21 protein-coding genes are annotated in these 19,373 nt (G+C 72.1%); 12 read left to right on the top strand and 9 right to left on the bottom strand.

All coding sequences use genetic code 11. The features are described from left to right. Positions 1–95 (bottom strand): biotin carboxylase N-terminal domain-containing protein (locus ABZZ04_RS36820; RefSeq protein WP_281179312.1); only part of this gene is annotated, 95 nt, incomplete at its 3' end. Between the two features lie 411 nt (positions 96–506). Between ABZZ04_RS36820 and ABZZ04_RS36825 the strand changes: the two genes are divergently transcribed. Continuing rightward, positions 507–968 carry a hypothetical protein gene (locus tag ABZZ04_RS36825; protein ID WP_356936603.1) on the top strand — a complete coding sequence of 154 codons (462 nt, stop codon included), beginning with the start codon at positions 507–509 and terminating at the stop codon, positions 966–968. 322 nt (positions 969–1,290) lie between these two features. Here ABZZ04_RS36825 and ABZZ04_RS36830 read toward each other — a convergent pair whose 3' ends face one another. From ABZZ04_RS36830 to ABZZ04_RS36845, 4 genes are all read right to left on the bottom strand, one after another. Beyond that, positions 1,291–1,902, bottom strand: a complete 612-nt coding sequence (locus ABZZ04_RS36830; protein WP_356936604.1) for a nucleoside triphosphate pyrophosphatase — start codon at positions 1,900–1,902, stop codon at positions 1,291–1,293. Between the two features lie 62 nt (positions 1,903–1,964). Beyond that, positions 1,965–2,096, bottom strand: coding sequence for a hypothetical protein (locus tag ABZZ04_RS36835; protein WP_356936605.1), 132 nt, complete (start codon positions 2,094–2,096; stop codon positions 1,965–1,967). Positions 2,097–2,260: 164 nt separating this feature from the next. Further along, complete coding sequence (locus tag ABZZ04_RS36840; RefSeq protein ID WP_356936606.1) at positions 2,261–2,476, bottom strand: acyl-CoA carboxylase epsilon subunit; 216 nt, start codon at positions 2,474–2,476, stop codon at positions 2,261–2,263. 14 nt (positions 2,477–2,490) lie between these two features. After that, positions 2,491–4,074: an acyl-CoA carboxylase subunit beta gene (locus ABZZ04_RS36845; RefSeq protein ID WP_356936607.1), complete on the bottom strand. Its 1,584-nt coding sequence runs from the start codon at positions 4,072–4,074 to the stop codon at positions 2,491–2,493. A 134-nt stretch (positions 4,075–4,208) separates the two neighbouring features. Between ABZZ04_RS36845 and ABZZ04_RS36850 the strand changes: the two genes are divergently transcribed. From ABZZ04_RS36850 to ABZZ04_RS36880, 7 genes are all read left to right on the top strand, one after another. Further along, positions 4,209–5,111: a biotin--[acetyl-CoA-carboxylase] ligase gene (locus ABZZ04_RS36850; RefSeq protein WP_356936608.1), complete on the top strand. Its 903-nt coding sequence runs from the start codon at positions 4,209–4,211 to the stop codon at positions 5,109–5,111. A 281-nt stretch (positions 5,112–5,392) separates the two neighbouring features. After that, positions 5,393–6,568: an adenylate/guanylate cyclase domain-containing protein gene (locus ABZZ04_RS36855; protein WP_356936609.1), complete on the top strand. Its 1,176-nt coding sequence runs from the start codon at positions 5,393–5,395 to the stop codon at positions 6,566–6,568. Between the two features lie 144 nt (positions 6,569–6,712). After that, on the top strand, positions 6,713–7,525 hold the full coding sequence (locus ABZZ04_RS36860; protein WP_356936610.1) for an enoyl-CoA hydratase-related protein: 813 nt from the start codon (positions 6,713–6,715) through the stop codon (positions 7,523–7,525). A 94-nt stretch (positions 7,526–7,619) separates the two neighbouring features. Then, positions 7,620–8,777: a GGDEF domain-containing protein gene (locus ABZZ04_RS36865; protein WP_356936611.1), complete on the top strand. Its 1,158-nt coding sequence runs from the start codon at positions 7,620–7,622 to the stop codon at positions 8,775–8,777. Positions 8,778–8,944: 167 nt separating this feature from the next. Then, positions 8,945–10,495 carry a histidine ammonia-lyase gene (gene hutH / locus ABZZ04_RS36870; protein ID WP_356936612.1) on the top strand — a complete coding sequence of 517 codons (1,551 nt, stop codon included), beginning with the start codon at positions 8,945–8,947 and terminating at the stop codon, positions 10,493–10,495. Between the two features lie 119 nt (positions 10,496–10,614). Further along, positions 10,615–11,019, top strand: a complete 405-nt coding sequence (locus tag ABZZ04_RS36875; protein ID WP_356936613.1) for a hypothetical protein — start codon at positions 10,615–10,617, stop codon at positions 11,017–11,019. Positions 11,020–11,299: 280 nt separating this feature from the next. Continuing rightward, the gene (locus tag ABZZ04_RS36880; RefSeq protein WP_356936614.1) at positions 11,300–12,562 is read left to right on the top strand and encodes an Ig-like domain-containing protein; all 1,263 of its coding nucleotides are present in this window, start codon (positions 11,300–11,302) and stop codon (positions 12,560–12,562) included. A gap of 320 nt (positions 12,563–12,882) precedes the next feature. Here the strand turns inward: ABZZ04_RS36880 and ABZZ04_RS36885 are convergent, their stop codons facing one another. Continuing rightward, complete coding sequence (locus ABZZ04_RS36885) at positions 12,883–13,377, bottom strand: RDD family protein (RefSeq protein WP_356936632.1); 495 nt, start codon at positions 13,375–13,377, stop codon at positions 12,883–12,885. Between the two features lie 306 nt (positions 13,378–13,683). Here ABZZ04_RS36885 and ABZZ04_RS36890 point away from each other — a divergent pair, with 306 nt between their 5' ends. The 3 genes from ABZZ04_RS36890 (at position 13,684) to gdhA (ending at position 16,150) form a co-directional block, all read left to right on the top strand. Further along, the gene (locus ABZZ04_RS36890; protein WP_356936615.1) at positions 13,684–14,196 is read left to right on the top strand and encodes a hypothetical protein; all 513 of its coding nucleotides are present in this window, start codon (positions 13,684–13,686) and stop codon (positions 14,194–14,196) included. A 128-nt stretch (positions 14,197–14,324) separates the two neighbouring features. Beyond that, entirely contained in the window at positions 14,325–14,492 is a 168-nt protein-coding gene (locus tag ABZZ04_RS36895; RefSeq protein ID WP_356936616.1) for a hypothetical protein, read from the top strand. Positions 14,493–14,770: 278 nt separating this feature from the next. After that, complete coding sequence (gdhA, locus tag ABZZ04_RS36900) at positions 14,771–16,150, top strand: NADP-specific glutamate dehydrogenase (protein ID WP_356936617.1); 1,380 nt, start codon at positions 14,771–14,773, stop codon at positions 16,148–16,150. Between the two features lie 116 nt (positions 16,151–16,266). On the opposite strand, the gene ABZZ04_RS36905 is transcribed toward gdhA, so the two are convergent. After that, entirely contained in the window at positions 16,267–17,172 is a 906-nt protein-coding gene (locus ABZZ04_RS36905) for an endo alpha-1,4 polygalactosaminidase (RefSeq protein WP_356936618.1), read from the bottom strand. Positions 17,173–17,537: 365 nt separating this feature from the next. Here ABZZ04_RS36905 and ABZZ04_RS36910 point away from each other — a divergent pair, with 365 nt between their 5' ends. Then, positions 17,538–18,389 carry a hypothetical protein gene (locus tag ABZZ04_RS36910; RefSeq protein ID WP_356936619.1) on the top strand — a complete coding sequence of 284 codons (852 nt, stop codon included), beginning with the start codon at positions 17,538–17,540 and terminating at the stop codon, positions 18,387–18,389. A 48-nt stretch (positions 18,390–18,437) separates the two neighbouring features. On the opposite strand, the gene ABZZ04_RS36915 is transcribed toward ABZZ04_RS36910, so the two are convergent. Further along, the gene (locus ABZZ04_RS36915) at positions 18,438–18,932 is read right to left on the bottom strand and encodes a YrdB family protein (protein WP_356936620.1); all 495 of its coding nucleotides are present in this window, start codon (positions 18,930–18,932) and stop codon (positions 18,438–18,440) included. Between the two features lie 235 nt (positions 18,933–19,167). Further along, positions 19,168–19,373: tectonin domain-containing protein (locus tag ABZZ04_RS36920; protein ID WP_356936621.1), on the bottom strand; the 206-nt coding region annotated here is incomplete at its 5' end.

Here is a 19,373-nt window from a genome sequence, read left to right on the forward strand (position 1 = left end):
GCGTAAACGGCCACACTCCCGATCCCGGCATCCCGGCACGCCCGAGCAACACGGACAGCAATTTCGCCACGGTTGGCGATGAGCACCTTGCGCACGATGGCTCCCTCCTTGAAACAAGCTGAGTTTAGGGACTACCGACACGGCCCTACGACCCGTCCCCAATGGTGAGCTTGCCCACACGGAGTGTGATTCGTGGCTTGCCCAAGTCGCGAAATCCCTTGTGGCACCACGGTACGCCGGGAACCATGACCGCACAGTAGCCACGAGGTGTGGTCCAGGTCTCTGTTCGTACGAGCAGCGACTTTCCGTAATTCTTTGTCGAGTCCCCACTAATGGGCGAACGATTCTTTGCCCGACGCACGAGGCCGGTGGTGAGGGGGCGGAGAGGGGAGTGCGGAGGCGCGCGTCCCGGGCGCGGGGCGCGGGCGAGGAGCGTCCAAACCCTTGTCCGTGGCGTTACCCGTTAGTAGGGTCCGCGCTATCGCACGTACTGCAGGTAACAGGGGGTGAACACCGTGGTGCGCAGACCGGTGGCGTTCGTGGCCGCGCTCGTGCTGTTCGCGGAGGCCGTGGGCATCGTGCTCATCAACGCCGTGCTGGCGACGGTCGTCGAGAACCAGGACATGTCCCTGGCCGGTCTCGAATCCTCCGCCATGTCCACCGGCACCTGGGTGATGGGCGGCGTTTTCGGCACGTACCTGCTGCTGTGCGGGCTGATCCTCCTGCTGACCGGCATCCGCGACCGGGCCCCGGGCCGGATCGCCCGCATCGTCCTGATCGTCTGCGCCGTCGTGCACGGGGTGCTGGGCGCGCTGACGGTCGGCCTGGTCGGCTGGGCCGCGTTCGCGGTCCTGATGGTGGTGCTCGGACTGATCGTGCTGACCCTGGTGGCGTACGGCGACGAGGCCGGCGGGTCCGACGGACCCGCCGCCGGAGCCGAGTCGGGGACCGTGGCCCCGGTCGCCTGAACGGTCCTGCCGGACCGGCCGCCGGTTCCGGTCCGGACCCCGGTGCCGGTCGACCGGACGGGCCTGTCGAGTTCCGCCACCGGGGCCGGGCCGGGTGCCGCGGCGCCGATCGCCCGAACGGCCCCGCCGGGGCTCCGCGTCCACCCGCCGTCCGGGCCCGGACTGCCGCTTCCTGCAAGGTGTTGCGCACGGCGTGTCGCGGGCGTGTCGCCGGGGCCCGGTCGCGACTCCGCCGACCGGGTGTCCGCCGGGGCCCGCGGCGACTCCCCGGGCCCGGCTCTCAAGTCCTCGGGTCCTCGGACCCGCCGGAGCGTCCCGGTCCTCAGACCCAGAGTTCGGTGACGGAGATTCCCAGCTCGCCCAGCAGCCGGCGCAGCAGCGGCAGCGACAGTCCGATGACGTTGCCGTGGTCGCCCTCGATGGAGTCGACGAACGGTGCCGAGCGGCCGTCCAGGGTGAAGGCCCCCGCGACGTGGAGGGGCTCGCCCGTGGCCACGTAGGCGGCGATCTCGGCGTCCGTCGGCTCGCCGAAGCGGACGGTCGTGGAGGCGGTCGCCGAGGCCGTGCGTCCGGTCGCCGTGTCGACCACGCTGTGACCGGTCCGCAGCACCCCGGCCCGGCCGCGCATGGACTTCCAGCGGGCGATGGCCTCCTCGCCGTCGGCGGGCTTGCCGAGCGCCTCGCCGTCCAGTTCGAGCACCGAGTCGCAGCCGATGACGAGCGCGCCCGCCGCCTCCGGCCGGCCGGCCACCGCGGCGGCCTTGGCCTCGGCGAGTACCAGGGCCAGCTCGGTGGGGGTGGGGGCGCTCAGCGCGTCCTCGTCCACCCCGCTGACGACCACCTCGGGTGCGAATCCGGCCTGCCGGAGGAGGCCGAGCCGGGCGGGGGAGGCGGAGGCGAGCACGAGACGGCGCTGATCAGTCATACGCGCCATCGTAGAAGGGGCGGTCGGGCCGCCGGGACCCGAGACGGCCCCGGCCCCCTGCGCGCGGTCCTTCAGGGGCTCACGCCGAGCACGAACATCGCGAGCACCATCGCGAGCGCAAGCACCAGCCCCGCACGACGCATCATGTCCTGGGCGTCGCGCAGTTCCTTCGGCGGCTTGTTCTCGGGGTCGGACCACAGCATGGAAACGATCCTGCTGTCCGGGCGCGGATCGCGCCTGAGTACGGGTACTCAACCCTCGCGGTGCGTACGGAGCAAAACGTTCCGAACGCGGCGGAGGCCCGGCCCCCGGGACTTGCCGCAGGGGCCGGACCTCCGTGAACGCGTTCCGCCGACCGGGTCCGTGATCAGCCGGGCCAGTACGTCCGGGCCCAGGCACGCGGTCCCGGCAGGCGGCGTTCGCGCCGTGCGATGCGGCCCGGGTCGGACCACTGTCCGGGCAGTGCCGGTGCGCCGGACGCCGCGTCGGGCTCGGACAGGGACGCCGCGGTGCGCGCCCGGACCACCGCCAGTGCGGCGGCCAGCTCCTCCGGGGTCGGGTTGCCCCGTACGACCTTGATCATGGCCAGGACCCTTTCTAGAGGGGGATGTTGCCGTGCTTCTTCGGGGGCAGCGACTCCCGCTTGGTGCGCAGCTGACGCAGCCCCTTCACGATGTGCGCACGGGTGTCGGACGGCATGATCACCGCGTCGACGTAGCCGCGCTCGGCCGCCACGTACGGGTTGAGCAGCGTGTCCTCGTAGTCCGCGATCAGCTCGGCGCGGGTGGCGTCCTGATCCTCGGCGGCGGCGATGGTGCGCCGGTGCAGGATGTTCACCGCGCCCTGCGCGCCCATCACGGCGATCTGCGCGGTCGGCCAGGCGAGGTTGATGTCGGCGCCCAGGTGCTTGGAGCCCATGACGTCGTACGCGCCGCCGAACGCCTTGCGGGTGATCACGGTGATCAGCGGGACGGTCGCCTCGGCGTAGGCGTAGATCAGCTTGGCGCCGCGCCGGATGATGCCGCCGTACTCCTGGTCGACGCCGGGCAGGAAGCCGGGGACGTCGACGAAGGTCAGCACGGGCACGTTGAAGGAGTCGCAGGTGCGGACGAAGCGGGCGGCCTTCTCGCTCGCGTTGATGTCCAGGCAGCCCGCGAACTGCATCGGCTGGTTGGCGACGATGCCGACCGGATAGCCCTCGACGCGTCCGAAGCCGGTGATGATGTTCGGCGCGAACAGGGCCTGGGTCTCCAGGAACTCGCCGTCGTCCAGCACGTGCTCGATGGCGGTGTGCATGTCGTACGGCTGGTTCGCCGAGTCCGGGATGAGGGTGTCGAGCTCGCGGTCCTCGTCCGTCGTGGCCAGGTCGGCCTGCTCGGGGAAGGCCGGCGCCTCGGAGAGGTTGTTCGAAGGCAGGTACGACAGCAGCGACTTGACGTACTCGATGGCGTCCTTCTCGTCGCCCGCCATGTGGTGCGCCACACCGGAGGTGGTGTTGTGGGTGCGGGCGCCGCCCAGCTCCTCGAAGCCGACGTCCTCGCCGGTGACGGTCTTGATGACGTCGGGGCCGGTGATGAACATGTGCGAGGTCTGGTCGACCATGACCGTGAAGTCGGTGATCGCGGGGGAGTACACCGCGCCGCCCGCGCAGGGGCCGACGATCAGCGAGATCTGCGGGACGACGCCGGAGGCGTGCACGTTGCGGCGGAAGATCTCGGCGAACAGACCGAGCGCGGCCACGCCTTCCTGGATGCGGGCACCGCCACCGTCGTTGATGCCGATGACCGGGCAGCCGGTCTTCAGCGCGAAGTCCATCACCTTGACGATTTTCTCACCGTAGACCTCGCCCAGCGAGCCGCCGAAGATGGTGAAGTCCTGCGAGTACACGCAGACGGGGCGGCCGTCGACGGTGCCGTAGCCGGTGACGACGCCGTCCCCGTAGGGGCGGTTCTTCTCGATGCCGAAGTTGGTGGAACGGTGCCGGGCGAACTCGTCGAGCTCCACGAAGGAACCCTCGTCGAGCAGCAGGTCCACCCGTTCGCGGGCGGTCAGCTTGCCCTTCGCGTGCTGCTTCTCGACCGCGCGTGCCGAACCCGCGTGGGTCGCCTCGTCGATACGGCGCTGCAGGTCCGCGATCTTGCCCGCGGTGGTGTGGATGTCGATCTCTTCCGGCTCGGACATCGGGTGGCGGCTCCCTGCCTGGTCACGGGGACGACTGTGGTGCTGATCAGCTGCTTGAACACCTACTGACCCGTAGCGTATCGGCGTGGATACGGTTCGGCAGTGCGTCGTTTGCCACACCTAGTCTGGGTTGCATGACACCTTCGGATGCGCCACACAGCCGCTGGTCGGACCTCGACCGGCCGCCCCTGAACGTCCCCGCGCTGCGCCGCGGGCTGCTGCGGCCGGGCGGGCTGTGGACCACGCTCGACGTGGTGGAGTCCACCGGGTCCACCAACTCCGACCTGGCCCGGCGCGCGGAGGGGCTCACCGAGGGCGCGGTGCTGGTCGCCGAGGAGCAGACGCGGGGCCGGGGCCGCCTCGACCGCACCTGGACGGCCCCGGCCCGTTCGGGCCTCTTCCTCTCCGTCTACCTGACGCCGGGCGACGTCCCCGTCGAGCGGTGGGGCTGGCTGCCGCTGCTCACCGGGGTCGCGACGGCCACCGGCCTGGCGCGGGCCGCGGGCGTCGACACGGCCCTGAAGTGGCCCAACGACCTGCTGGTCACGATCCCCAAGGGCTCCGACGAACTCCGTCCGGGGGAGACCCCACCGGGCGAGGAACGCAAGGCGGGCGGCATCCTGGCCGAGCGCGCCGGGGACGGCGTCGTCATCGGCATGGGTCTGAACGTCACCCTGCGAGCGGACGAGCTGCCCGCGCCCACGGCCGGGTCGCTGGTCCTGGCCGGTGCGGTCTCCACCGACCGCGAGACGCTGCTGCGGGGCGTGCTGCGTTCGCTGGAGCACTGGTACGGCCGGTGGCGCGAGGCGGACGGCGACGCGACGGCGAGCGGCCTGCAGGAGGCGTACGCGGCGGGCTGCGCGACGCTCGGCCGGACGGTGCGGGCCCAGCTGCCCGGCGACCGCACGCTCGTCGGCGAGGCTGTGGCGATCGACGGCGACGGCCGGCTGCTCCTGTCAACGCGGGACGGCCTCCAGGAGCCCGTGTCGGCGGGCGACATCGTCCATCTGCGGGGCGTCGACGGCGGCCTGGTCTGACCCCCGGACGCGGCCGGGTCCGGCCGCCGGGCCGCGGCCCGGACCGGCCCCCGCGGCGCGGCCCGGACCGGCCCCGGCAATGGCGCACGGGCCCGGGAACGGCGCGGGGCACACGTGTCCACCAGGCGTGTTCCGGGGCGCCCCGGCGAGCGGGGCCGGGTCTCCCGGGCACGTTCCGGGAGGCCATAAAGGCGTGAGCCACGGCACACCTGCCGTATCGTTGAGGCGATCCACCGACAGATCGGCAGGGCAGTGCGCAGGGAACGGGCAGGAGGCGGCTGGTGACCGTCGACGACACGACTTCTGGCGCGGGGACGCAGCCCCCGTCGGAATCCTCGGTCCACGCGACACCGCATCACGAAGTCGACCACACGGCGGAACCGAGCGACGATCCCCTCGCGATCCGGCTGGAACACCTGATCCTGGGTGCCGACCGCCGCTACACGCCGTTCCAGGCGGCCCGTACCGCCGGTGTCTCCATGGACCTGGCGTCGCGGTTCTGGCGGGCCATGGGCTTCGCCGACATCGGGCAGGCCAGGGCGCTGACCGAGGCCGACGTGCTGGCACTGCGCCGCCTGGCCGGTCTCGTCGAGGCGGGGCTGCTCAGCGAGCCGATGGCGATCCAGGTGGCCCGGTCCACCGGCCAGACCACCGCCCGGCTGGCGGAGTGGCAGATCGATTCCTTCCTGGAGGGACTGACCGAGCCGCCCGAGCCCGGGATGACCCGCACCGAGGTCACGTACCCGCTGGTCGAGCTGTTGCTGCCGGAGCTCCAGGAGTTCCTGGTGTACGTGTGGCGGCGCCAGCTGGCCGCCGCGACCGGCCGCGTCGTGCAGGCCGCCGACGACGAGGAGATGGTCGACCGGCGCCTCGCCGTCGGCTTCGCCGACCTCGTCGGGTTCACCCGGCTGACCAGGCGCCTGGAGGAGGAGGAGCTCGGCGAGCTGGTCGAGGCGTTCGAGACCACCGCGGCCGACCTGGTCGCGGCGCACGGCGGCCGGCTCATCAAGACCCTCGGCGACGAGGTCCTCTTCGCCGCCGACGACGCGGGCACCGCGGCCGAGATCGCGCTGCGCCTGATCGAGGCGATGACACAGGACGAGACGATGCCCGCCCTGCGCGTCGGCATCGCCTTCGGCACGGTCACCACCCGGATGGGCGATGTCTTCGGGACGACGGTGAACCTCGCCAGCCGGCTGACCTCGATAGCCCCCAAGGACGCCGTGCTCGTGGACGGGGCGTTCGCGGAGGAGCTGACCCGGACCGGCGACGCCCCCGCCTCCGAGGCGCAGGCGGCGGAGGAGGCCGCGGCGGCCGAGAAGGAGCGCCGGGAGGGCGCGGAGCCCGCGGCGCTGCCCACGTACCGCTACGGGCTGCAGCCGATGTGGCAGCGCCCGGTGCGCGGGCTCGGCGTGGTGGAGCCCTGGCTGCTGGCCCGCCGCGGCACGACGTCCTGACCCTCTTCCCCCGACCCCTTCCCGCCCCGCCCCGGGGCGGTTTCCGGCCGCGTTTCCGTACCGCCTCCGTACCGGCCCGGGACCGTCGCGCCGGTGCGCCATAGGATCCCTCCGGTAACGATCGTTAACCGGAGGGGTGCAGTCATGACCATCACGTCCGAGCAGCGGTTCGGGGACTTCGTCGGCGTACGGGTCCACGAGGGGCAGGAACACGTCGCCGAGCTGGTTCTCGACCGTCCCGGGGCGATGAACGCCGTGTCCACGGACATGGCCCGGTCGATCGCCGCCGCCTGCGCCGCGCTCGCCGTCGACCCGGCCGTACGGGTCACCGTCCTCACCTCCAGCCACGAGCGGGCCTTCTGCGTGGGCGCGGACCTGAAGGAGCGGAACTCCTTCACCGACGCCGAGCTGCTGCGCCAGCGGCCCACAGCCCGTGCCGCGTACACCGGTGTGCTCGAACTGCCGATGCCGACCGTCGCCGCCGTGCACGGCTTCGCGCTGGGCGGCGGCTTCGAGCTGGCCCTGTCCTGCGACCTGATCGTCGCCGACCGCACGGCCGTGGTCGGGCTGCCCGAGGTGTCGGTCGGCGTCATCCCGGGCGGCGGCGGCACCCAGCTGCTGCCGCGGCGCGTCGGGGCGGCGCGCGCGGCCGAACTGGTCTTCTCGGCCCGGCGGGTGGAGGCGGCCGAGGCGCACGGCCTCGGGCTGGTCGACGAGCTGGTGGAGGCCGGTCAGGACCGGACGGCGGCGCTGGAGCTCGCCGGCCGGATCGCCGCCAACTCCCCGGTGGGGCTGCGGGCCGCCAAGCGGGCGCTGCGGCTGGGCCACGGCCTCGACCTGCGGGCCGGTCTCGAAGTCGAGGACGCGGCCTGGCGGTCGGTGGCCTTCTCCGGGGACCGTGCCGAGGGTGTGGCCGCGTTCAACGAGAAGCGGAAGCCGAATTGGCCCGGTGAGTGACAATCCGTGACATCACGTCCGGAAAAGACACGCAGCGAACACAAGTGATGCCCCAAACTGATCAAAACGTCATAAAGCTACATAAGCTGTAGCGATGGGTGATGATGCGCGGCTGCGGGCCGTGGTTTCGCTTGCGCAGGCGATGGCGGCGGCACACACCCCGCGGGGGTCGTGGCGAGCGGCCGCGCTGGGGGCGTGCGAGGCGTTGGGCGGCAGCTTCGCCGCGCTCTCCGTGTGGGAGCGCGGGCGGGGGCAGCTGCGGGTGCTGGTGAACGCGGGCGAACGCGCCGAGGGGGAGGAGGAGTTCCCCGAGGCGGAGGCGTACCCGGTGCACCAGTTCCCGGAGATCACCGAGTTCCTGCACGAACGCTGGGCCGGCGGCGGCGAGCCCGACGCCTGGGTGGAGACCGCCGACGGCCCGGTGGACGGGGCGCCGGGTGCCGGGCGGTTGTACGGCGGCGGGTACGGGCGGGAGCGGGTGGCCGCCCTGAACCGGCGCGGGCGCGGCTGCTGCGTGGTCGCGCCGATCGTGCTGCACGGGCGGGCCTGGGGAGAGCTGTACGTGGCCCGCCGGGTGGGCGAGCCGGTGTTCGGGCGGGAGGACGCGGACTTCGCGACTGTGCTGGCCGCCGTCGTCGCCGCCGGGATCTCCCAGACCGAACGGCTCGAAGAGGTCCGCAAGCTCGCCTTCACCGATCCGCTCACCGGGCTGGCCAACCGCCGCGCCGTCGACGTGCGGCTGGACGAGGCGGTGGAGCGGCACCGGGCGGAGGGGGCGGTGGTCAGCCTGGTCGTCTGCGACCTCAACGGGCTGAAGCGCGTCAACGACACCCACGGCCACGCGGTCGGCGATCGCCTGCTGGAACGTTTCGGCTCGGTGCTGTCCCGGTGCGGCGCGATGCTGCCCGGCGCGCTCGCGGCGCGGCTGGGCGGGGACGAGTTCTGTCTGCTCGCGGTCGGTCCGGAGGTGGACGACGTGGTCCGGGTGGCCACCGAACTCTGCGAGCGGGCGGCCGAGTTGGAGCTCGGCGACGGGGTGGCCTGCGGGGTCGCGTCGACCGGCGACCCGGTCGGCCCGGTGGTGTCGGCGCGGCGGCTGTTCCGGCTGGCGGACGCGGCCCAGTACCGGGCGAAGGCGGCCCGTTCGGCGAAGCCGGTGGTGGCCGGGCGCGACGACGAGGTGATCCGGCTGGCCGACTCCCCGCCCAAGCCCGCCCACGACCGCCGCCACCTGCGCGGCAACCATCCCTGAGCCGGGGCGGCGGGGCGGCCCGGCCCCGTGCGGCGGCCGTCCCGGGTCCATGCGGCGATCGGTCCGGGTCCGTGCGGCGATCGGTCCGGCCGGGGCGCCGAGGCGGTAAGGGGTCAATCGCTCGACCACTGGTGACATGAAGGGATTCAGTCCGTACGCTTCTGAATATGGATATGCACACAGTCGTGGTGGGGACGTCCGGCACCACCGCTCAGGACGTCATCGCCGTGGCGCGCGGCAACGCCCGCGTCGAGCTCTCCGAGGCCGCCGTGGAAGCGCTCGCCGCGGCCCGGGAGATCGTGGACGCGCTCGCCGCCAAGCCCGAGCCGGTCTACGGCGTCTCCACCGGATTCGGGGCCCTGGCCAGCCGCCATATCGGCCACGAGCTCCGCGCCCAGCTCCAGCGCAACATCGTCCGCTCGCACGCGGCCGGCATGGGCCCGCGCGTCGAGCGCGAGGTCGTGCGCGCGCTGATGTTCCTGCGGCTGAAGACGGTCGCCTCGGGGCACACCGGCGTGCGCCCCGAGGTCGCCCGGACCATGGCCGACGTGCTCAACGCCGGCATCACGCCGGTCGTCCACGAGTACGGCTCGCTCGGCTGCTCCGGCGACCTGGCCCCGCTCTCCCACTGCGCCCTGACGCTGATGGGCGAGGGCGAGGCGGAGGGCCCCGACGGCACCGTGCGCCCGGCCGGCGAACTGCTCGCCGCCCACGGCATCACCCCGGTCGTGCTGCGCGAGAAGGAGGGCCTCGCCCTCCTCAACGGCACGGACGGCATGCTGGGCATGCTGGTCATGGCCCTCGACGACCTGAAGAACCTCTACACCTCGGCCGACATCACCGCCGCCCTCTCCCTGGAGGCGCTGCTCGGCACGGACAAGGTGCTCGCCCCGGAGCTGCACGCCATCCGCCCGCACCCGGGCCAGGGCGCCAGCGCCGACAACATGCTGCGGGTCCTCGCCGGATCGGGGCTGACGGGCCACCACCAGGACGACGCGCCGCGGGTCCAGGACGCCTACTCCGTACGCTGCGCGCCCCAGGTCAACGGCGCGGGCCGCGACACCCTCGACCACGCCCGGACCGTCGCGGGCCGCGAGCTGGCCTCCGCCGTCGACAACCCCGTCGTCCTGCCCGACGGGCGGGTCGAGTCCAACGGGAACTTCCACGGCGCCCCCGTCGCGTACGTCCTCGACTTCCTGGCGATCGTCGCGGCCGACCTCGGCTCGATCTGCGAGCGCCGCACCGACCGGCTGCTGGACAAGAACCGTTCGCACGGGCTGCCGCCGTTCCTCGCCGACGACGCGGGCGTGGACTCCGGCCTGATGATCGCCCAGTACACCCAGGCCGCCCTGGTCAGCGAGCTGAAGCGGCTCGCCGTCCCGGCGTCGGCCGACTCCATCCCGTCCTCCGCCATGCAGGAGGACCACGTCTCCATGGGCTGGTCGGCCGCGCGCAAGCTCCGTACCGCCGTCGACAACCTCACCCGGATCATCGCCGTCGAGCTGTACGCGGCGACCCGTGCCGTCGAGCTGCGCGCCGCGGAGGGGCTCGTCCCGGGGCCCGCCTCGCGCGCCGCCGTCGAGGCGCTGCGTGCGGCAGGTGTCCAGGGCCCGGGGCCGGACCGCTTCCTGGCGCCGGACCTGGCCGTGGCGGACGAGTTCGTACGGGCGGGGAAGCTGGTCGCGGCGGTCGAGCCGGTGACCGGCCCGCTCGCGTAGCCGGGCGTGCGGGGGCCCGGACGGAGCCCCCGCACGATCGTGCGGGGAAAGCAACGGGGCGCAGTGGGGTGCAGCGGGTCGCGGGAGGGCCGACGGCGCAAGGGCCTACGCTCCGGCGCATGAGCGCTTCTGAAACATCACGGTTCGTCCGCCTACGGGTCGACATGGTGCTGGAGATCACGGATCTCGCAGCCCTCAGCGGTACCGCACTGGAGTCCATCGCCGCCGAGTACGGGGAGTACGCGGAACCGGACGGCGAGTCCGCCGAGGAACGCACGCGCGCCGAGGCCGCCGTGCGGACGGACGGCGCCGAGGCCCTCGCCTCCCTCGTCGACCCGTTCGTCCTGGTCGGCGAGGTGCCCGGGGTCCGGCTCACCAGGGCGTCCTGGAGCAGCGAGGGCATCGACCACGACCCGGACGACCCGGACCACTGGGACCTCGACGACGAGGACGACGACGGGGAGTACGAGGAGTACGGGGCGGACGAGGACGGGAGGGGCGTCGGCGTCCCGCACAATGGGTGAGGACGACGCCGGACGCGACGGCGCGAGCGGCGGGCCCGGCAGGTGATGAGCACCGGCCCCGGTCCGTTCCGCACGGGCCGGGGCCGTGCCGTTCACCGCTCGCCCATACGTGATCGACGTCGGGAACCACCGCAACCGCGGACGCGTCGATGAGTGTTGTTCCCCACATCTTTCGCGGATGTGGAACGGAGGGCCTGCGTCAGGGGTTCTTTCCAGGGACATTGGCGGGTGCCGCCGGTCACCGGTGGATCCGCTCGGGGTTTTGGGGATTTCGGCAACGATGGAGAAGCGTGTGATGACGGACAGCAAGCGGCGCAGGGGTCTCATGGCCGCGTCCGCACTGCTCGGCGGCGTGCTGGTGCTCACCGCCTGCAACGACGGCACGGACAAGAGCGCCGACGGCTCGAAGAAGTCGCAGGCGTCCGAGGTCGACAAGGCAGCCGCCCAGGACGCCTCGGAAGCACAGATAACGATCTCGCCGAAGAACGGCGCGACCAACGCGAGCATCAACAACGACGCCAAGGTCACCGTCGCCAAGGGCAAGCTGTCCGAGGTCGTCATGACCACCTCGGCCGGGGCCGCCGTCAAGGGCACCCTCTCCGCCGACGGCAAGAGCTGGAAGCCCGACGTCCAGCTGGAGCGCTCGACCACGTACAAGATCAACGCCACGGCGAAGGACTCCGAGGGCCGCGAGGCGCACGAGAACTCCTCCTTCACCACCGTGTCGCCCGCCAACAGCTTCATCGGGAACTTCACCCCCGAGGACGGCTCCACGGTCGGCGTCGGCATGCCGGTCTCCATCAACTTCAACAAGCCGATCACGGACCGCAAGGCCGTCCAGTCCGGCATCACCGTGACCTCCAGCAGCGGCCAGCAGGTCGTCGGCCACTGGTTCAACTCGCAGCGTCTGGACCTGCGCCCCGAGAACTACTGGCAGGGCGGCTCCACCGTCACCCTGAAGCTGGCGCTCGACGGCGTCGAGGGCGCGGACGGCGTCTTCGGCGTGCAGCAGAAGACGGTCACCTTCAAGGTCGGCCGCAACCAGGTCTCGACCGTCGACGCCAAGGCGAAGACGATGACCGTCACCCAGGACGGCAAGACGATCAAGACCATCCCGATCTCCGCCGGTTCCTCCGACAACCCCACGTACAACGGTCAGATGGTGATCTCCGAGAAGTTCAAGGAGACCCGGATGAACGGTGCGACGGTCGGCTTCACCGATGACGACGGCAAGGGCGAGTACGACATCAAGGACGTGCCGCACGCCATGCGGCTGTCCACCTCGGGCACCTTCATCCACGGCAACTACTGGGGCGCGCGGTCGATCTTCGGCAGCGCCAACACCAGCCACGGCTGTGTCGGCCTCGCCGACGTGAAGGGCGCGGGCGACTCGGGCCAGCCCGCCGCCTGGTTCTACAACAACTCCCTCATCGGCGACGTGGTCATCGTCAAGAACTCCCCGGACAAGACCATCACCCCCGACAACGGCCTCAACGGCTGGAACATGAGCTGGTCGCAGTGGACGGCGGGCTCCGCGGTCTGACCCGACCCCACGCGTCCGGTCCCCGGCGCACCCCGAACCCCGCAGGATGAAGGCGGCGGCACCCGGATCCGGCAGGATCCAGCGGTGCCGCCGCTTTCGTGTGCCCGCGGGGCGCTCGTCCTCGTACGCCCACGGGGCCGCCGCTTTCGTACGCCCGCGAGGCCGTCCGTGCGTACGCCGGGGGCCCGGCTCGCCGCGACGGTCCTCCGTGACAGCCCGCCGCGACGGGGTTCTTCGTGGCGGCCCGCCGCGACGGTCCCTCATGGCGGCCCGCCGCGACGGTCCCTCATGGCGGCCCTCCGCGGCCCGGAGGGCCGGGCTCAGCGGGGGAAGGCCATGGCGTCGCGGTGGGCGGCCAGGTCGCTGCGGCGGACCTGGCGCAGGCCCGAGGGGTCGGTGTACGGCTCGCCGGTGCAGCCGGTCGGGAGCGTCACGGGGTGCGGGGCGTCGGGGCCGGGACCGGGGTCGGCGAGGAACGAGCGCAGCCCGTACCAGGGCTGCAACGGCAGCAGGCTCAGCCCGTACAGCCAGCGCCGCACCAGCCGCCACAGCCCCGGACGCCCGGCGTCGGGCAGCCTGATCACCCGGATTCCCATGATCAGCTTGCCCAGACCGGCCCCGGCGACCGCGGTGAGGAGCACCTGGTTGAGGAACGAGAACGCGAGCGCCGGACCGGCCAGCAGGCCGAGGACCTCGGTGACGGTGGTGGAGGCGTCCACGTACGGCCGGGTCAGCAGGCCGGCGGTGACGAGGCAGAAGTAGCAGTCGAGCCCGGCCGCGAGGTGACGGCGCGTGTCGCCCGCGCGCGGCGGCAGCCGCGGCCCGGTGGGGTGCCCCGGGGCCCGGGGCGGAGCCGGTGCCGGTAAGGGCGCGGGTGCGGACGTGGGCGGGAGGGCCGTGCCGTATGCCGGCGCAGTCGGTCCGGAAGGGTTCCGGGTACGCCTCTTCCCCCATGGCGTTGTCATGACAACATCATGTCTGATGTTCCGTCATCCCGTGTCCGGAAATCGAACTCCCGATGCGGCGGAACCACGCGCGCACCGTGCGGTGCCGGATCGTGCCGCACCGCACTTCGCGACCGCCCGGGACGGCCGGGGTGAAAGGCCCCTAGTCTCGCAGCCATGACCGTCGCCATCACCGCAATGATCACCGCAGTGGTCGGGGTGCTCGGCACCCTCTTCGCCCCCGTGCTCACCCAGCGGCTGACCGCACGCCAGCGCGCCGAGGAGACCCGGACGGCGGAGACGCAGCGGAGGTTCGACGAGCGGCGCGCCCAGTACACGGCGATGAACCGGGCCTCCCGGCAGTTCCACACCCTCCTCAAGGACGCCCTGCACCGCATCCGCGACGGCGTCTACACGGATCAGGAGCGCACCCAGCTCGAAGTGGCCCGGCTCGAACACCGGGACCACTATGCCGAGGCGCAGATGATCGTTCCCGAGCGGATACTGCAGGCCTCCCGCGACCTCAACCGGGTGCTCGCCGCCGGGGACGCCGCCGTCAAGCGCCTGGACCGGGGCCTCGCCCGCGACGGCGAGAGCGTGGAGCGGGCGCTGGAGGACCTGAAGGCGGCCGGTCCCCGCCTGGACACGATGCGGGGGCTGATGCGGCGGGACCTCGGCGTCACCGACTGAGCCGCCGCCATGGTGCAGCCTGCTACACCATGACTCCGGGAGAGCGGCCCCTCGTGGCGGCCGGCGCCCGCCAGCAGTATGGAAGGCGTCCGCCGGTACGAAGGCGGCACCGACCACGGAGGAACCCCATGAAGCCCCTGCTCTGGCTCGTCTTCTGCCTCGCCCTCGTCGCCAACGTCTTCCTCAACCTCCTGGAGGACGACACCCTGCACGTCGTGCTGAGCATCGTCACCGGGACGGTCGCGCTCGCCTCGGGCACGGGGCTGTGGCTGCGGCACCGGGCCGAGCGGGCGTAGCGCGCTTCCGGACGCGGCGCCCCTCCGCCCGCGCCGGTCCGTGCCGGGGCGTGCCGGGCAGGGCCGGGCGGGGCGAAAGACGTTCGTGCGGGTCCCGCGCGAGACTTTTCCGGGGCGGCTGGGACAATCGATGTGCCACAACGGTTCTGTCCGTCGCTTCCGTGAGCCGCAGAGCGTGCGATGTCTGGGCGACGCCCTCAATGGGGAGGGGGGACCGCGACGTTCCCGGGACGGGACGTCTTCGCGCGCGATGCCCATCGACGGAAGGTCTTGACCTGATGCAGGCCACCCCTGATTCCGTGACCCCGCACACCACCGAGAGCCGTGTCATCGAGCCGCTGTACGCGGAGATTCTCCGGCGCAACCAGGGCGAGAAGGAGTTCCACCAGGCGGTACGAGAGGTCCTGGAGACCCTCGGCCCGGTCCTCGCGCAGCGACCGGAGTTCGTCGACGCCAGAATCATCGAGCGCGTCTGCGAGCCGGAGCGCCAGCTCATCTTCCGGGTGCCGTGGTCGGACGACTCCGGCGACATCCACGTGAACCGCGGCTTCCGGGTCGAGTTCAACAGCTCGCTCGGACCGTACAAGGGCGGCCTGCGCTTCCACCCCTCGGTCAACCTCGGCATCGTGAAGTTCCTCGGCTTCGAGCAGATCTTCAAGAACGCGCTCACGGGCATGCCCATCGGCGGCGGCAAGGGCGGCGCGGACTTCGATCCCAAGGGCCGCTCGGACGCCGAGATCATGCGGTTCTGCCAGTCGTTCATGACCGAACTCCACCGCCACCTGGGCGAGTACACCGACGTCCCGGCCGGTGACATCGGCGTCGGCGGCCGGGAGATCGGCTACCTCTTCGGCCAGTACAAGCGGATCACCAACCGCTACGAGTCCGGCGTCCTCACCGGCAAGGGCCTCGGCTGGGGCGGCGCCCAGGCGCGTACGGAGGCGACCGGCTACGGCTGCGTCATGTTCACCGACGAGATGCTCCGCAGCCGCGGCGAGTCCCTCGACGGCCAGCGCATCGCCGTCTCGGGCTCGGGCAACGTCGCGATCTACGCGATCGAGAAGGCCCAGCAGCTCGGCGCGACCGTCGTGACCTGCTCGGACTCCACCGGCTACGTGGTGGACGAGAAGGGCGTCGACCTGGCCCTGCTCAAGGAGATCAAGGAGGCCGGCCGCGGCCGGATCTCCGAGTACGCGCAGCGGCGCGGCGAGCACGTCAAGTACGTCGACGGCACCGGGGTCTGGAACGTCCCCTGCGACGTGGCCCTGCCCTGCGCCACCCAGAACGAGCTGCACGAGACCGACGCCCTGGCCCTGGTGCGCAACGGCGTGAAGGCGGTCGCCGAGGGCGCCAACATGCCCACCACCCCGGAGGCCGTGCGCGTGTTCCAGGAGGCGGGCGTCGCCTTCGCCCCCGGCAAGGCGGCCAACGCGGGCGGTGTGGCCACCAGCGCCCTGGAGATGCAGCAGAACGCCTCGCGCGACTCCTGGACCTTCGCCCACACCGAGGAGCGCCTCGCGGAGATCATGCGTCACATCCACGACTCCTGCTACACCACGGCGGAGCGCTACGGCAGCCCCGGCAACTACGTGGTCGGCGCCAACATCGCCGGCTTCGAGCTGGTCGCGGACGCGATGCTGGCCCAGGGACTCATCTGATCCCCTGACCTCTGCCCCCTGGCCCCTGCCCCTTTGATCCCCCGACCCCCGGCCGGCCGCTCCCCGCGACCGGGCCGGGCCGGTCGGGTCGGGTCAGTGCGGTCGGTGCGGGCAGGTCAGCCGATTCCGTCGCAGGTCTCGTAGCGGTAGCCCTCGTCGCCGCGGGCCACGAGGTCCAGGTCCCGTCGGACGACGTCGATCCGGTCGCCCCAGCCCTCGCACGCCCGCTCCATGCCCTGCCCGGTGTACTCGATCACCAGCATGTGGTCACCGAAGGCGGCCGTGTAGTCCCCGCATTCGTCGTACTGGCCGCACTCCTCCACCACGGCGAAGTCGGCACCGACCTCCTTGCGGGACGGAGCCAGCTCCGCGGTGTTCTTCTGGCCGATGGCCAGGCCCTTCGCGTGCGCGTGGGCGGCGAGCAGGGAGAGGAACGCCTTCGCGTCGTCCGCGGTGAGCAGGCCGCGGGGCGCACGCGTGTAACTGTCGTAGTTGTCCGGGTCGACGGCCCGGTAGCCCTTGGCCGCGCACGCGTCGATCCAGGTGTTCACCTTCCGCGCGATCCGTTCGCGCTTGGCGGCGGTGCGGACGTCCAGCATCGCCTCCCCCCACTCCTCGTCCATGACGACCTCGCCCGCCCCGTCGCGGAGCAGCAGATCGGCGTCCCACTCCTTCTCCGCGCCCGGCTGGGCCTGGAAGGCGTTGACGTAACAGATGTTGTAGATCCCGGGCGCGGGCCGCTCCGTGTGGTCCCGGGCGACGACGGACACCCCGGCCGGCGGGGGGTAGGGCGCGCCGAGCTGGTAGTCGAAGCCCGAGTGCGCCGGGGGGAGTGCGATCCCGGCCGATTCCTTCCCCCCGGCTTCCTCCCCGTCCTTCTCCCCGGACTTTCCGGCCTTCCCGGCGGAGGGGGACGCCCCGGCCGTGGCATCGCCGCCCGAACAGGCCGTGGCGAGGAGGGACAGGGCGACCGACACGGCGAGCGCCGCGGAGGAGCGGCGGAGAAAACCCCTGGTACGCATTGCTGGCAGGCTCCGGAGGGAAGAGGGCCGGGGGAGGCCGGACGTCACCGGGGGAGACGGGCTCCGCGGGCGGCGCCGCGTGGCCGGCCCCTCGAAGTGCCGGATCATCCGCCGGCCGATTTTATCCCGTACGTCCCGGAAGGCGGCCGACCGGCCCGCGCCATGCCCGGACGCGGCGGTGGCTGGACTTCAAGTCCCTTTGTTTGAACGGGAGTTCAGACCTATTGACGCCGGATGACCGGCACTGCTGTAGTCCTCTCGCTCACAGAGAACGCAACGGGGAGCACGACGGGGGAACACAGTCGATGCGATGCCGGACGAGAGGCAGGGCTCATCAGATGAAGCCGGGCAGGGTTGCGACGACCATGGCGATCGCGATCGCGCTGGCCGTCGGGAGCGCGGGGTCGCCCGCGATGGCCGCGGACTGGACGCGGACGGGGGACTACTACCGGTGGACCGGGTTCAACGCGCTGGAGCGGGGGCAGGGCGTCGCGACGGACGGGACGTACTTCTACTACGCCGGACCGGGCGGAATGGTGAAGGCCACCGCGGCGAACGACTCGGAGGTCGCCTCGTCGCTGTTCCCGATCCCGCCGCTGCTGAGCGGCACGTACGGCGGTGACCACATCGGGGACCTGGAGTACCACGACGGCTATGTGATCGCGCCGATCGAGGACGGCCGGGGCGGCTACCAGCACCCGCTGCTGGCGCTGTACGACGCGGACGACCTGAGCTACACGGGCCGTTACGTGCAACTGCCCCTCGACCAGATGCCGGGCGGCGTGCCGTGGGTCGCGGTGGACGCCGCCGCCGGACTGGTCTACACGGCGCCCTGGACCCAGGACGCCGCGCAGGGGACGAACAAGCTGGTCGCCTACAGCCTGAACGACCTGCTGACCCTTCCGGCGGGCGCCACGCTCCCGGTGGTGCGGACGGTGACCCTGTCGCAGCCGCTGAGCAGGATCCAGGGGGCGGCGATGTGGCGGGGCACGCTCTACGCGTCGGTGGACGACTCGGCGAAGTCGGTCTACACCGTCGACCCGGTCTCGGGCCAGGTCTCCTACGCCTTCCACCAGGACGTCGAGCCCGGGGACGAGGTCCAGGGGATCGCCGCCTGGGACTACGGCCCTTCGAGGGGTCAGCTGCACATCGTGAACGTGGGGTCGGGCTGGAAGTCGATCTTCCTCTACCTCCAGCACTACGCACCGGCCGGCTGATTCGCCGACTGCCCCGCCGATCGGACCGGGGGCCGGGCCGACGTCCGGTCAGTCGCGGTCCGGTCGGCCGCGGTCGGGCTCCCGGTCCGGTCCGTGGTCCGGTCCGTGGTCCGGCTCGTGCCCCGTTCCGCGTCCCGTTCCGCGTCCCGGCCCGTGGTCCGGCATCCGGTGCCGGAAGGTCTCCGCCGCGGCCGTGTTGGCGGCGACCACGATCCCGAAGAGCACCGCCGCCATCGAGTGACCCATCGCGTGGACCGCGTACACGCCCGCGCCGAGCACCACCGCCTTCACCAGCAGCACCCCCACGAGGGGCAGCGGGAAACGGGCGCGGGGGGCGGCGAACAGCCCCCAGACCGCGGCGGCCGCCGCCGGGGCCCCGATCCCCAGCAGCAGATGGGCGGTCGTGCCGTCCCCGGCGGTGAAGCCCCACCAGGACAGCATGACCAGCGCGGCCAACTCGACGAGGAACGCGAGGAGTTCGTTGGCCATGAACCACGGCGGCGAGGCAGGGGCAGCGGGGGAGCCGTGACCTTCGCTCGTCATCGGTGGACAACTCCTCTTCGTCCGGCGTCCGGTGCTCGTCACCGGGGCCTCGGCGACATCGAGGATCGCCGCTTCCGGTGTGTGCCGCCCGTGGAGAGCGGGGAGATCATGTGAACAGCAAGTGGTCAGCATATGCCGGTGACGGCCCGTACGGGTGTTCCCGGCCGGACCGGGGGAAACGAACGGGCCCCCGGCCCGGTCGGGTCGGAGGGCCCGCGAGTGCCATGGGCGCTGCTCAGCCCGCCTGGTCGCCGGTGTAGCGGTAGATGTTTCCGTTGGCGTTGACGCCCCAGACGGTGCCGTCGGCGGCTGCGCCGATGTCGGTGAGGCCGCCGGGGATCTGCACCCAGGGGTTGGCGTCGTCGTTGGTGAACCGGTAGATGTTCCCGTTGGCGTTGACGCCCCAGACGTTGGTCCTGGATCCGGCGGAGATGCGGGTCA

It is taken from the genome of Streptomyces sp. NPDC006435, from assembly GCF_040612315.1.
In the GTDB taxonomy this organism is placed as follows: Bacteria; Actinomycetota; Actinomycetes; order Streptomycetales; family Streptomycetaceae; genus Streptomyces.